11 protein-coding genes and 2 pseudogenes are annotated in these 15,078 nt (G+C 34.4%); 12 read left to right on the top strand and 1 reads right to left on the bottom strand.

Annotation, left to right across the window (positions count from 1 at the left end; translation table 11 throughout):
• Positions 1-363: 363 nt before the first annotated feature.
• Complete coding sequence (locus ASJ81_RS02540; protein ID WP_245859722.1) at positions 364-1,569, bottom strand: CPBP family intramembrane glutamic endopeptidase; 1,206 nt, start codon at positions 1,567-1,569, stop codon at positions 364-366.
• Positions 1,570-2,756: 1,187 nt separating this feature from the next.
• Here ASJ81_RS02540 and ASJ81_RS02545 point away from each other — a divergent pair.
• From ASJ81_RS02545 to ASJ81_RS02600, 12 genes and pseudogenes are all read left to right on the top strand, one after another.
• On the top strand, positions 2,757-4,340 hold the full coding sequence (locus ASJ81_RS02545) for a glycosyltransferase family 2 protein (protein ID WP_095643111.1): 1,584 nt from the start codon (positions 2,757-2,759) through the stop codon (positions 4,338-4,340).
• 72 nt (positions 4,341-4,412) lie between these two features.
• Complete coding sequence (locus tag ASJ81_RS02550) at positions 4,413-5,384, top strand: polysaccharide deacetylase family protein (RefSeq protein ID WP_095643112.1); 972 nt, start codon at positions 4,413-4,415, stop codon at positions 5,382-5,384.
• A gap of 25 nt (positions 5,385-5,409) precedes the next feature.
• Positions 5,410-6,540, top strand: coding sequence for a thiolase C-terminal domain-containing protein (locus tag ASJ81_RS02555; protein WP_170943163.1), 1,131 nt, complete (start codon positions 5,410-5,412; stop codon positions 6,538-6,540).
• A 176-nt stretch (positions 6,541-6,716) separates the two neighbouring features.
• Complete coding sequence (locus ASJ81_RS02560) at positions 6,717-7,640, top strand: 3-hydroxyacyl-CoA dehydrogenase family protein (RefSeq protein ID WP_212556018.1); 924 nt, start codon at positions 6,717-6,719, stop codon at positions 7,638-7,640.
• Between the two features lie 9 nt (positions 7,641-7,649).
• Positions 7,650-8,186, top strand: coding sequence for an acyltransferase (locus tag ASJ81_RS02565; RefSeq protein ID WP_245859724.1), 537 nt, complete (start codon positions 7,650-7,652; stop codon positions 8,184-8,186).
• The gene (locus tag ASJ81_RS02570; RefSeq protein WP_095643114.1) at positions 8,183-9,295 is read left to right on the top strand and encodes a DUF354 domain-containing protein; all 1,113 of its coding nucleotides are present in this window, start codon (positions 8,183-8,185) and stop codon (positions 9,293-9,295) included. The genes ASJ81_RS02565 and ASJ81_RS02570 overlap by 4 nt, the downstream gene beginning before the upstream one ends.
• A gap of 266 nt (positions 9,296-9,561) precedes the next feature.
• The gene (locus tag ASJ81_RS02575; RefSeq protein WP_095643115.1) at positions 9,562-10,749 is read left to right on the top strand and encodes a glycosyltransferase family 4 protein; all 1,188 of its coding nucleotides are present in this window, start codon (positions 9,562-9,564) and stop codon (positions 10,747-10,749) included.
• 343 nt (positions 10,750-11,092) lie between these two features.
• Positions 11,093-11,311 (top strand): annotated as a pseudogene (locus ASJ81_RS02580) (IS481 family transposase); the annotation flags it as partial.
• A 375-nt stretch (positions 11,312-11,686) separates the two neighbouring features.
• Positions 11,687-13,387, top strand: a complete 1,701-nt coding sequence (locus ASJ81_RS02585) for a hypothetical protein (RefSeq protein WP_095643116.1) — start codon at positions 11,687-11,689, stop codon at positions 13,385-13,387.
• A gap of 123 nt (positions 13,388-13,510) precedes the next feature.
• Positions 13,511-13,713, top strand: a pseudogene (locus ASJ81_RS02590) (IS21 family transposase); the annotation flags it as partial.
• A 70-nt stretch (positions 13,714-13,783) separates the two neighbouring features.
• Positions 13,784-14,056, top strand: a complete 273-nt coding sequence (locus ASJ81_RS02595) for a hypothetical protein (protein ID WP_095643117.1) — start codon at positions 13,784-13,786, stop codon at positions 14,054-14,056.
• Positions 14,057-14,263: 207 nt separating this feature from the next.
• Positions 14,264-15,078, top strand: an 815-nt coding sequence (locus ASJ81_RS02600) for a hypothetical protein (protein WP_212556019.1), incomplete at its 3' end; no start/stop codon positions are given.

A 15,078-nucleotide genomic window follows, 5' to 3' on the forward strand; every position in this document is an offset into this window, starting at 1 on the left:
ATATTGTTTGATAGCAAATAGATATTGTTTGATAGCAAATAGATATTGCTTGATATCGACATATGCACCAAAATATAAGCACATCCAAAAATATAAGCACACAAGTGTAAGGTAAAATATCTAAATTGCAATGACTGACTTCACATATACGGAAAAACATATCTACTCCTGAAAAAGTGGAAGCTATGCTCCTAAAAAAGTGGAAGCCAGGTTAAATAAATATGATTTAAAAGTAATATACTTAATTTTATGATTTAAAAGTAATATACTTAATTCGGCTCCTGGAAGTTGTGATAGTACTAAAAAAGTATGACACGTATAAGGTGCCTGAAAAATTGATTTTTTAATCAGATTTAATAGGTTTCAGAACCCTTTCCAACCACTCAGGTAATAGGGCAGAAATCCGAAAAGGAAGACATTGATAAAGCCGTGCATAACTGCGACAAATGGCAGACTCCTTGTTTTATAGAATATGAAACCTATGACAAGTCCTACAAAACTTGTGTATAAAATTTCATAGAAGGTACCGTATCCAGAGTGCATGGAACCGAAAAGGAAAGCTGTAATTACGAGTGCCATTCTTATATCGAACGCCTCTTCAAGTCTTGTTTGGAGGAATGACCTGAAAATAAGTTCTTCAGTTAAGCCTACAAAAAAGACCATTATAATGGTGAGTTTAAGCAGGTTTTCGGTAGAAAGGTCAGGGATCAGGTAACCTGGTTTGATGACCATGTATTCTGCGAGCCCAAACAAAAAACCAAGTGGGATAGAAAGAGTAACATAAGCTAGCAGGTTATTTGAAGTAATTCCGATCTTATCAAGGGATTGCCGTTGATGCATTACTATAATTGCAAGGGGGACCAGAAGAGGACCATAGACAAAAACGAAAGCATAAAGGGTAGTTGAAAAAAACACAGGCATAGAAAGATTTACCAATCTCAGAATTGGGAGAAGCATTAATGCCTCATAAATTCTGTAAACTTTGAGATCCTTTATAACTAGATTGGAAAGAGAAAATGCGACCAAAATTACGATATGCATCCCTATTCCAAGCCCTACTCGGCCAAAAAAGATAAGAAGTTCGGCAACAACAATGCACACGACAGGTATTGCAGTAAAAAGCCTGATTCTTGTGGCCTCATATTCATCCTGGTATAATTTTTCAAGCCCCAGTTTTTTCCAGACATTATGCGAATAGGGAGCTTGCGGAGGCCTTTCCATCATTTCTTGCTCTTTTGAAGCCATACGGCGGTACATCAAAAGAATCAGAAATGCAGCCCCGAACCCTCCTAAAATATAACCAAGATCGACATATTGTTCGATTCTCTGGAAAGGACCTGAACTCTCATTAGATAAAACAAATTTAAAAAATCCCGGTTCTCCAGTGTTGCCAGGTACCAGTTTCAAAACGGGCTCTGTCTGTGATGAGGAGGAATTATTTAAGTCACTACAATATGCAGGAGAAACGGCCAGTAAAGCCAGACTCAGCAATGAAATAATTATTATAAAATTCAGCTTTTTTTGTTTTGTATGAATAACCGTGTTTTTCATTGAAACTCCTTCCTTCATTCAGGGCCACTTCACATCTGTTTGCAAATCTGTCTGATATTCCACAACATCTTATTGTGAATAATATATAAAGTTTCGTGTATAGTTTATTACTTAAATAAAAGCTCTAATTTTATGAAATAAGTTTTAAACGCTTAAACAGGCTTAGATTCTTTAAAACAAGCATTATATACTTAAATCAAAAAACTGAAAAAATTAAACTTAAAGGTCCCATCCACCCTGAGAAAGCTGTCCAATTATTACACCAATAAGAAACAAGCTGTTTCTTTTTCAATATAAAGGTGTTAGATGCTTCCTTTTCGTACCTTTTAACCCTCAATATAAAAATGTTAAATGATTCCTTTTCTTAATCTTTTGACCCTGAAACTGAATAACCGAACATCCTTAAAGGATTGAGTATGCATTAGGCGTTACATAGTTTAGTTTTTTCAATAGATGTTCTATGGGATCGGCAGATAGGTTACATTTCTCGAGTTAATTTTTCCAGGAGCATTTTTTCATCCTTTCCTGTAAGAAATATAGAGAGCTAAAAAGGAAATCACGATACAAGTCTAATTACTCAGGTCTACTAAGTAACTCAGGATAAGATATAGATGCCTGCAGACTGAATACAGGATCAATTAGTTCTAATGATCTCGTTTTCATAATTATGATCTTGTTTTCTGAAATTCTCATATTACTTATCCTGGATGCAGGGTACTTTTAGAATATACAATTAAATAATAAAATTATATTTAACTGAATGCCATTTTATTGTCAGTTTAGTTCTTTTTATTAGCACATATTTATATTAACTCACTAACTTTATATATAATCAACTAGTTTAGTATATTTATTAAATAAGATTAAATAACTTATATAATTATTCCCTATAGTTTACGAGCAAAGCAGTTAAGTTTAGACTTATCTGTCGATCCAAACGAAGGAATACCTTATTGATTAGATATTTTTGTTCCACTTCAGGCAGTAGGGGGATAAATATCGTATAATTATAAAATAATTATTATATTTAGTTTAGTATGTTTAGTTTATAATTAGCATATTTAAATTATAGTTGAATTATAATTATTTGCCAGCATAGATTGGAAATTCCACAGTGCTTAAGATAAATTTACGAAGTCCTCCATATTTAAAAAATAAAAAAAATAAAAAATATAAAAGTGGTTTTAAGAAAGGGGTAGTAATAAATGGGTAATGAGCTGCAGACGGGCAACAGCTCGCAGGACGTAAACCAAAACGAAAATCTGCGCGCTAAAGACACGGAACCCCCAAATGTTACCGTGATTCTTCCTGCCTATAATGAAGAGATATCCATAGGAAGTGTTGTCCTGCGGACAAAAAAGTATTCTCACAGAGTTATTGTTGTGGACGATGCAAGTTCTGACCACACGGTTGATGTTGCCGAAATGGCAGGGGCACAGGTAATCCGCAACCCTACTGTTAAAAGGAATGAACACTCCTTGAAAAAAGGAATTGAAGCAGCATCAGACTCTGATATTATAGTAATGATGAACCTTGGAGTTTGTCATGACCCAGGCCTTATACCAAGGATGATTGCCCCTATAAAGGACGGAGATTTTGAGCTCTCGGTAGGAGTTTGTTTTTCCAAGCTACAGAGTTCGGAAAATGTACTTTTACTCAATAACAAAAGTACGGAATCCAGACCCATTGGTTTTGTTGCCTTTTCAAAAAACTGTCTCTCAAAAATAGACATTTCTCAGATTTCCCTTTTCTCTATGCGTTCTCTCATAAGTAGCGCTCAAAGATGCGACGTAAAAGTACTGCATATCGATATTCAGGAAGAACACGAAGCTTCCCTTTTCAGAGCTTATAAAATCGGAGTTGTAGTACCTGCCTATAATGAAGAACGCCTTATCCAGGAAACAATTGAAAGCATTCCTGCTTACGTGGATAAAATCTACGTCATTAACGACGGAAGCACCGACCGTACAGCCGAGATCATTAATAGTATGACTGACCCTCGCATTGTCCCGATTCATCACGAAGTAAACAAAGGCGTAGGAGCAGCCATCATAAACGGCTACAAACAAGCCCTTGTCGACGAAATGGACCTGGTCGCAGTCATGGCCGGGGACAACCAGATGGACCCTTACCAGCTCCCCAAACTCATAATGCCCCTTATTGAAGGCAAAGCCGACTATGCAAAAGGCAACCGTCTCCTTTCCAGACAAATGCGCCAAGGAATGTCCCCCTGGCGAGCCTTCGGAAACGGAATGTTGTCCATGCTAACCAAGATCGGCAGCGGATACTGGAACATAGCCGACCCCCAGAACGGATACACCGTAATCTCAAGGTATGCCCTGGAAACCATAGACCTCGATTCGATTTATACCTATTACGGCTACTGCAACGACATACTTCTCAAAATGAACGCCTTTGGCATGAGAGTAGTCGATGTGACAATGCCAGCCCGCTACGGAAGCGAAAAATCAAAAATCAGGTACGGCAAGTACATCCGAAAAGTAGCTCCCATGCTCTTCAAAGGCTTCTTATGGCGCCTGAGGATGAAGTATATGGTGCTCGACTTCCATCCTCTCGTGCTCTTTTACTTTGCAAGCATGATACTTGTCCCTCTGGCTTTGATTTTTGGATTATGGATCGTCCTGGAAAAGCTAATGTTCCACGGACAAGTTTCCCAGAACTATCCCCTGCTGTTTGTGTTTACTTTCCTGGTAGGCATGCAGCTTCTATTCTTTGCAATGATCTTTGATATGCAGGCGAATAAGACGAATTATTCAAAAATGGCATGAAAGTTGTTTGCGTCTACGATCATAATTTTTAAAAAAGTGAAATTCATAATCAAAGTTATGAAGTGAGATCCCATGAAAAAAAGTCTATCTATCACAGTTGACATTGAAGACTGGTATCATATTCCTTCAGTATGCGGCTCTCCATTTTCCGTATTCAAAGATGTTAATGAGTTTTTTAAAAAATGGAATTTAAGATATGATTATTTAACTGAACCCACAAAAAGAGTTCTTGACCTTCTTGATAAATATAATGCTACTGCTACTTTTTTCGTAGTTGCTGATACTGTTGAGCATTATCCGGAGTTAATCGAGTCAATTGTAGATAGAGGGCACGAAATTGCTTGCCATGGATTACATCATATGTGTAAAATTGATCCCAAGACAAAGGAACCCCTTGTGACCAGTGACGAGTTTGAATCAAGGACATTAAAAGCAAAGAGAATTCTTGAGAAAGTTTCCGGAAAGAAAGTGATCGGATACAGAGCTCCAAACGCTTTTGTAGGTGGCTGGATGCTTGATTCTCTGGAAAAACTAGGGTTCAAATATGATTCATCGGTATGTGTAAACTCAATTTACAATAAAACGGACTCTTATCTCCAAAATGTCTCCTCTTCTCCTTATTATCCAGTCACGAATGGACTTGAGCCGGCTCGATATAGAGGCATCGTTGAGTTTCCATTTGCTTATTTTAATGCTGGAGGCTTTAAACTCCCTACGTCCGGTGGCCCTATGTTAAGATTCCTTGGAGGCCACATGATTTTGAAAGGATTAAAACAGAGTTTAGAAAGAGGACATACTATATTTTACTTTCATCCGATTGACATTTCGTATGAAAAGTTTCCAGAAATTGGAAAAGGAAGGCCATTTTACTGGGTTATTAAAGGCAAGATGATTGAAAACCGAATTCATTACCTTCTAAATAACTTGAAAGATGTGGAGTTTATTCCACTTAAGAATTGTTCGCACTTGCAAATTGAGAATCCAGAATACTCAAGTGTTATTTCTCAAGAATCTCACTTTAATTTGCCAAATATGGAAGCATAAGTTTGAATCAAAAGGAGGGGTAGCTGTGTATATATCAGGAATCGGAAGAACAAAATTTGGGGTATTATCCAAATCCTTAGTGGAGCTGGCATATGAATCAATGTTCAATGCTATCAACGACAGCCCATTAAACATATCCGATATTGATGCCATATTTGTTTCGAACTTCTTGGGTGGACCTCTAAACAGCCAGTTACATCTTAATTCTGTAATTGCGTCTCTACTTCCAGGCCTAAATATTCCAATCGTTCGAGTAGAGACTGCGTGTGCATCAAGCAGTGTTGCATTAAATCAAGCAATATATTCCCTGTCTAAGTTCTCTAATGTAATGGTTGTTGGCGTAGAGAAAATGAATGGAACACATCTGATTTCTACTACCGATGCAATCTCTATGGCATCAGACAACGAACTTGACTCCAAAAACGGACTAATATTTCCTGCTGCTTATGCTCTTATAGCTCAGCAATATATGAACAAATATGGAGTGTCACACGAGACTTTAGAACAAATATCTTACTTAAACCACAAAAATGCAAACTTAAACCCTCTGGCACATTTTTATCATAAAGAAGTTTCGCTTCAAACAATAAGAGATTCTCCAGTTGTTGCAACACCTTTCAATTTATTCGATTGCAGTCCGATTTCAGATGGAGCAGTATCTGTTATTGTCTCCAACAAAAGAATGTCCGATAGGGATGTCCGTATTCTGAGTTCGGAAATTTCCACGGACTGTATTTCATTAACCCAACGTGAAGATCTTACATCTTTTAAAGCAACAAAGATAGCAGCCAAAAAAGCTTATGAAAATTCAGGAATCGGGCCAAAAGATATTGATGTTCTGGAGGTTCATGACTGTTTCACCATCAATGAACTAATTGCTCTGGAAGACCTTGGAATCTGTAATCCAGGTAAAGCTTTTGAACTTGTTGAAACAGGAGACTTGACATTGAAGGGTTCAGTGCCTACTAATATAGACGGCGGACTCAAAGCAAACGGTCATCCTATAGGAGCAACCGGTTTAGCTCAGATTTTTGAGGTTGCTACCCAATTGAGGCAGGAAGCCGGCAAAAGGCAGATTGAGAGTCCTGAAATTGGCCTGACCCACAATATCGGTGGAGTTGGAGGCACAACAGGTGTTACAATTATGGGGGCATAAAAACGGTTTACCATTGTAAGAATTGTGATAAATACTGGCAATTTCCTGTTGAAAAGTGTATCTTTTGTGGGAATCAACTTGAAGAAGTTGAAAAAACAAGCAGCTACGAAATTATAGGCTATTCAGAAGTCAATGTCCCTTCTGAAGGAAACTATAAAGTTCCTTATTATACCTATATGCTGAAAGATAAAAACGGAAACAAGATCCTTAAAAAATCTTTCCGTAAACACGAAATTGGAGACAGGTTTGAACTAGACAATGAAAAACCAGGTAATATTACCATAGGGGTTATAGGAACTGGTTTGCTTGGCTCCCAAATTTCTCAATATATGCTTGAGTATGGTTACTCTACTGTGATAAAAACCCGATCTGAAGAGAGTAAACGGTCAATTTTTGACAAAATAAGGAAGAAACTTGGAAAAAAATTGAGCGAAGAGGAAGTTAACAAAGCGCTAGAAAAACTCCAGATCACAACTGATTATCAGGATCTTAAAAAATGTGATCTCATAATTGAAGCTTCGGCTGAGGATATTGAGGTCAAAAAAAGCATTTTTCAGGATTTATCACAAATCTGTGATCCTGAGACGATATTTGCAACTAATACATCTTCACTTTCAATTGATGAAATTGCAAAATCTACGGATAGGCCGGATAAATGCATTGGAATGCATTTCTTTAACCCTGTCTACAAAATGGACCTAATTGAAATAGTCCTTGGTGAAAAAACCTCTGACGAAACAAAAACTGCAGTTGTAAGCCTTTCAACCGAACTTAATAAAAAACCAATTGTTGTTAAAAACGGTCCAGGTTTTATTGTCAACAGATATCTGTTACCTCAGATAAACGAAGCCATCCTAATGCTCGAAGAAGGAGCAGCCTCAAAAGAGGATATCGATTCTGCAATCAAACTGGGTTTGAATCATCCTATGGGACCCTTTGAACTTGCCGATTTCATAGGACTGGATATCTGTTTATCAATTCTTGAAGTTCTGGCTAAAGGCCTTGATCAGGGAAGAGTCAAACCTGCAAAATTACTCTACAAGATGGTAGAGGAAGGAAAACTAGGATACAAGTCAGGAGAAGGATTTTACAAATATTGAGGTGAACTTATGACTTCAGATTTTATGATTTCAGACCGAGACAGAATCGCCTATAAAGAGACCCTTGAGTTTAACAAGTCTAACAAATTTATTTTCGGGTTTCGTTTCATAAAAAACTGGTTTCTTGAAAGACTTGCATCCAGTTTCCCAATTCCTTCCTGGAGAGTCAGACTTCACAGAATGCGAGGGGTCAACATCGGAAAGAATGTCTATGTAGGCTATGACGTTATTTTTGACCGCATTCATCCTGAACTGGTTACAGTAGAAGATTATGCAGAGATTGGAGATAGATGTATCATATCCGCACATTCCAGAGGTTCCCTTCCTCTGCGAAAAATGTATCCCAGAACTGCAAAGCCTGTGAAAATTGGTAAAGGGGTCTGGATGGCTCCCGGATGCATAGTTATTCAGGGTGTTGAAATTGGAGAAAATTGTGTGATTGGGACCGGATCAGTGGTAAACAAAAGTATTGAACCTAATAGTGTCGCTGTGGGTGTACCAGCAAAGATAATAAAAAAAGTAGATTTAGGAAGGAAGGTTGAATGAGGATAATTGTTGATATCGGACACCCAGGTCACGTTCATTTTTTTAAAAATTTTATTTGGGAAATGCAGAAAAGAAAGCATAATATTCTGATAACATCAAGTGATAAAGACGTGGCAATAGATTTACTAAAAAGCTATGGATTTGATTTTATCTTTACTTCTAAGAGATATTCAGGTATCAAATTAGGATATGAACTTCTAAAAAGAGATTTACAGATGGTTAAGATTGCAGAGAAGTTTAAACCCGATATAATCACCGGAATTAATAACACTATTGCAGCACACGTTTCAAAAGTCACTAGAGCAAAGTCCATTATTTTTACAGATACTGAGCATGCAAAATTAGCAAACATGATTACTTTTCCATTTTCTGATGTAATATGTACACCTTCATGTTATAGAGATCATATCGGACAAAAACAGTTTTGTTACGAAGGTTATCATGAGCTAGCATACCTACACCCAAGATATTTTACTCCAAATCCAGTTATTCTTCAAGAACTTGGGTTTACTACTGATGATAGGATTATAATTATGCGTTTTGTTTCATGGGAAGCTACTCACGATCTTGGACATCATGGATTGACTTTAGAAGATAAACGAAAAGCTGTACATGAATTTGAAAAATATGGACATGTGCTTATTTCTTCTGAAAAACCTTTGCCAGATGATTTGGAAAAGTATAAGATTTCTGTATCTCCAGAGAACATACATAATTTGCTTTATTATGCCACGCTTTTATACGGTGAAAGTGCAACGATGGCCTCGGAATGTGCTGTTCTGGGAACACATGCTATTTTCTGTGATTATGCAGGGAGAGGGTATACTGATGAAGAAGAAGAAAAATATGGTCTTGTTTATAATTTCAAAAATGAGGAAACAATGGGAAAAGAATCCTTAAATAAAGCAATAAAACTACTTGAAAACTCAAACTTGAAAAAAGAAGGTACGAAGAAGCGTGAAATCTTACTCAAGGATAAAATTGATGTAACGGCATTCATGACAAGGTTTGTTGAACAGTACATGCAGGCAGAGGATATACCGATGAATAGAAATATGATTTTGTCGAGTACTTCAAAAATGAGGAAATATTTGGAAAAAAATCCTTAAATAAAACAATAGAATTACTTAAAAACTCAAATTTAAAAATCGATGGCAAGAAAAAACGTGAAATCTTATTAAAGGATAAAATTGACGTAACGGCATTTATGACTAAATTTGCAGAAAGTTATCAAAAAAATTTTTAGAAGACGAAAACAATCGTAATTAAGTCCCGATTATTAAGTTCCCAAAATAGGCATAATTTTCAAAACATATTAAAATTCCCTGATTAATATTTGAAGAGATTACATATTATCGATATTTGAGGATTTGTTATGTTGAATAATGTTGATTCCGAGTTTTCTCAGAAAAATTTACTTGTTATTACACCTTCGTATCCTAATTATGATAACACTTATATTAGAGAAATATTTGTTAAAACACAGTTAGATGCGCTTAAAAAATATTTCAACCAAATATTTGTTATTTGTCCTGTATTATATAGTAACAAATTATTTGATAAAGATAAACTGTGTTCTAATTATAGTTACGATAATGTTGTAGTTTATTATCCAAGATGTTATTATATTCCCATTTTTTGTTTTAAAAAAATACTAATAGATAATCGCTTAAAAGTTGTTGAAAAATTAATTAAAAAAGAAAATATTGATTTTGATATAATTCATGCTCATTTTACATGGCCTTCCGCGTATATTGGGGTTAAATTAAAAAAAAGATTTGGCACTCCTGTTGTGGTAACAATTCACGAAAATACAGGCTGGTTTCATAAAGAGGTGAACATAAACCATCCACTTTTAAATTATGCTTGGAAAAATGCTGACGCATTGATTCGGGTTAACAAAAAAGATGTGTCAGTCTTAAAGAAGTTCAACGAAAATTCATTTTCAATTCCAAACGGTTTTTCATCTAAATTTGAGCCACTTAACCAAAAAGAATGCAGAGAATCATTAGGGCTCTCTCAGAATGTAAAAATTCTCTTTACATTAGGCTGGTTAATTGAAAGAAAAGGATTTAATTACCTCATAGAGGCAATGGATATTATTTTAAAAGAAAGAAAAAATGTTTGTTGTTTCATTGGTGGCTCTGGTAAACTAAAAGACAAATTACAGAGACAAATAAATGATCTGAAATTGGAAAAATATGTAAAGTTAATTGGGTTCATTCCTGATGAAGCATTACCACTTTGGATGAATGCTTGTGATATTTTTGTACTTCCAAGTTTGAGCGAAAGTTTTGGTGTTGTTCTTATAGAGGCAATGGCATGTGGTAAACCTGTTATTACTACATACAATGGTGGAAGTGAAGAGGTTGTAATTTCTGAAGACTATGGTTACCTGATTGAACCAAAAAAATCAAAAAAATTAGCGCAGAAGATATTGTTTGCTCTAGACCAAAGCTGGGATTCGATAAAAATTATAAATTACTCGGAGTTGTTTTCTTGGGATATCATTGCGGAAAAAATTATTGAAGTTTATTCGGACGTTTTGAAAAACCAATATTAACTGTGACTATCAGCATACCAAGGTCAGTTGACTGAATATGATTGTGGCCAAACAAGATATATAGCTACTGATATATCAGTATGATATAAAAAGCATAGTCAGTAGCCAGCAGTTTAGAAATAACTACATACTAAAATAATTGCAACTTTAGATTTTATCAAAATGTATTTACTGATATTGATTTTAGTAAAAGCGGAGAACCCAAGAAATAACCTATGAAAAAGGAAAAAGCGCAGCCAATCGCCAACAGTTATAGAGAACCAATTTACAAAAATTTGTTGATTGAATTTTAATAAGAGGACTATTGATTCTGTTTCACATAAGCTTGATAGTTACTGGAATCAATAATACACTAGAGAAATGGTTAGATACATATCAGAGGTTTAGAGGAGAATTTGAATCATTTGAAGAATTTATTCAGTGAATAACAAAAGACCCATAGAGCTTTGAAACTTGAAAAATTAGAATCACCACAAGATGCATTTGGAGTAGACTACCAATTGAGGCAAAATTCAGAATAGGAATAAGATTATTTGGGAATAGACAAAAGCAAAAAACCTAGATTCGGCAAGTAGACATTTCATTTTTATAAATTTATTGATGGCGATTTTGAAATAATGATCCCTTGTTGTATGTAGTTATTATGTTTACATATGATCCAAACATAATCTTTTATACTAAACTTTGATGGAAAAATGATTCAGTGTTTAGATGTATCATTGGAGTTGAGCCACATGTTAACCAGCTTTAACTCTAATATGTATTTATCAAATGTTGAAAAAATGATATCAAATATTCAAATTCCTTATGTCGACCTGCCGAAAGTCGGAAAAAAGTTTCAAAACGAAATTATTTCAGGATAAAACACTTATGAGCAAAGACAAATGTATATAAATCAATCAAAATTTTATTAGTTAATATTCTTGCTGGTGGTCAGATGGACAATATAGAAAAAAGAAGTCTAAAGTTATGGGGGATTGCATTTTGTTGTACAGTTTGTTATTTTGTGATACATTGTGTATTCAATGAAGTTGATTTTCAAAGATATTCTAATATTTTTTCAGGTTTTATTGAAATGTATCGAAATGGGTATATTTCATTAGATTATCTTAAGATTGTTCCGTTGGTTGATTCAAATATATCTATAAATCATTCATTTTCACCTCGGATTCAAGGAATTATGTATACTGAATCTTATTTCGTTCTATTTATATACTTGTTTATTGTTACTCAACTCATTACAAATATAAGTACACAGTTATTAGTGGTTTTACCACTAGGTATTTTATTTATACCCTTTATATGGCTAGCTCTAATTAGGACCTCTGTTCCTTTGAATGATAAATTTAACAACGTTTTTCGTTTTTTACTTTCTCTTTATGCATTACTATTTTTGATGACTACTGGCGCCTATGGCTCTTTTTATGTGGCTCCTGCAGCTGCACTTCTGTTCCTTATATCTCTTTTATGTGTTTTCAAATATTATTATCTTCAAGATCAGAGAGCTGCTTATTTTTCGATTTTAGTTATTTCTCAGCTGTGTTTAGCTCTTTACTGGCATACACTGCTCATGACTTCCCTTTTTTTTATAATTTCTTTATTTACTGTTTCCAGTTTGTTATATCTCTATTCTTTAACAACAAAAAATCAAAATCAAATTCAACAATATAATAAATTTTATAAACTATCAAAATCTACCTCCATTACTATAATAGTTATTTCTATTACATTTATTCATCTGTGGCAAAGTAGTTATTTGTACAGGTTTACAGCGGAAGCTAATATATGGGATTTTCTCTCAAAAGCTATTATAAAACTCCAAGGAGGAGTTCCTTTTGTTATGCCATATTCTTTTAGCTACAAAAATTTATTTTTTGGACATATATATTTTCAATGCTATCTATTAATTTATGTCTTTGCCACTATCTCTTTATTAGTTCCAATAATCCTTAATATTTATTATATAAAAACTGGGAAAAGCGAAATAAAAGTTTCTTTTCTTTTTGCAATATCTATAATTATTGCTCAAATTGTCCACGTAGTTTCTTACTACAAAACTCAAGCTATTAATTTTATATATATTCCATCATATTTTCCACTTTTTGGAATTCATCTTTTTGCAAACACAATCAAAAGTAAAGACCGTTTTTATCATGTTGCCAAATTTACTCTAGCATTTTCTTTTATAATGTTGGTTATTTTATCATCAATTTGTGTTTTTTCGTTATATAACACAAAAGAAGGAGGAACTACATCTGTTTTAAAATATGTAAATACAAAAACTAGTTTTAATTGGGTATATAATAATATAGATCATGAGAACAAAAAAGTTATTGTAGACTTTAATATATTAGGGAAATACGTGCAAAGAGAAGCCTATACTTCTAAATTAAAAATAAATTATATAGATTTAAGTTCTTCTCACTATGGTTGTTTTCTAGGAGACAGTAATAACTTAAGATCTTCGTTATCCAAAAATTACTTTTTATTGGATCATGCATCAATGGCCAAAGGTCTCCCAGTTCATACTTACTACAATCGCGGTCTTTTATGTTCATATCTGGATAAAGTTGACAATTGCTCAAACCAACAAAAAATATATGATGATTCTTATATATCTGTATACCAAATTTGTTAGTTTAAACCTACTGTCAACGGCGGTTAAGAACTCCTCATTTTCGGCGGTTTGAAATCCTCCAATTTCCAATCCTTGAGAAAAGTTCGAGGATTGTGGATAATGCTGAAAATGGAGGAATGATTAATGATACGAGATTTGTATTCACAAGGCTTGAACATCAGTGAAATCTCTTAAAGAACAGGTCATAATAGGAAAACTGTAAGAAAATATCTTCGAAAACCTTACCAGAACCCCAAAAACGTCCACCAAGACCGAGCAAACTTGATCCGTATAAACCTTACTTACTCGAAAAGATTAATGAAAATCACGTATCCTCTTCAAATTTAATGGATTTTCAACCGCATAAAAAATATATCAGTTGTTCCATTTTCCCTTATCATCTTTTGGAGTAGAAAAATGGAACTTGAAGCTTTAAAACAGTTGCTTTCTTCACTGGACATCAATCCTGATGAAATTAAAGATGAAAGATATGCCAAAGCTTTTCGTATTTTGTTTTCTATAATTGAACAACAGAACGAAGAGATTGAGTTTCTCAAGGCAGAGAACCAGAAGCTTCGAGATGAAATCAACTTACTTAAAGGTGAAAAAGCCAAACCTAAGATCCGTGGTTCTAAAAAGAATGAAGACATTTCTTCTGAAAAAGAGAGAAGAAAAAGAAAGCTTCCATAGACTAAAGAGCCTAAATCTAAACTGGACAAAATAGAAGTTCATAGAACTGAGACATGTAAAGTTGATAGATCCATTTTACCCAGTGATGCATATCCTAAAGGTTATAGAGACGTAATAATTCAGGATATATACATAAAGCCTGTTAATACAAACTACAGAATAGAGATTTTTTATTCTCCTTCTGAGCATAAAACATATGCAGGAAAATTGCCACAAGGCGTAAAGGGTGAATTTGGTCCTGGAATCAAATCTCTTATAACCACTCTTTATCATGTTGCTAATGTTTCAGAGCCCAAAATACATGAGTTTCTGGAAAATATTGGTGTTCATATATCTAAAGCCACTATTTCTCGAATCTTGACAAAAGATATTGATATCTTTCATCAGGAGAAAACTGAGATTTTTCTGGAAGGTCTTAAGGCTACGCCTTATCAGCAGATTGATGATACAGGTGCAAGAGTCAATGGTGTCAATTATTATACTCAAATTCTTTGTAATCCTTATTATACTGCTTATTTTACAGTTCCCAATAAAAATAGAGAAAATATTTTAGATGTGCTTTTATGTGGAAAAGAAAAAACGTACTGCTTTACTGATGACGCATTTAGTCTGATGAAAACGTTTAATGTTTCTCAAAGTTGGATGGAAAAACTATCTTCTATTAAAAACAAAATATTCAGTGACGACGAAATGCATAGAAAATTGGATTGTGTTTTCTCACTTAATGGATATAAAACTACTAAGAAGAAAGTCCTTGAAGCCTGTGCAATTGCGGCCTATCATCAAAGTAAAGACATACCTGTGGTTACCACACTTTTAAGTGATGATGCACGTCAATTCAGGCAAATTGCATATCATCATGCTCTTTGCTGGATTCATGACGGTAGAAACTACAAGAAATTGAGGCCAATAGTTCCTTATCATAAAGAGAAGCTGAAAGCTTTTCTGGACAGTTACTGGAACTTTTATGGTGAACTTTGCAAGTTCAGAATAAATCCTGCTTCAGAGGTAGCGGAGCAATT

Source organism: Methanosarcina spelaei (assembly GCF_002287235.1).
In the GTDB taxonomy this organism is placed as follows: Archaea; Halobacteriota; Methanosarcinia; order Methanosarcinales; family Methanosarcinaceae; genus Methanosarcina; species Methanosarcina spelaei.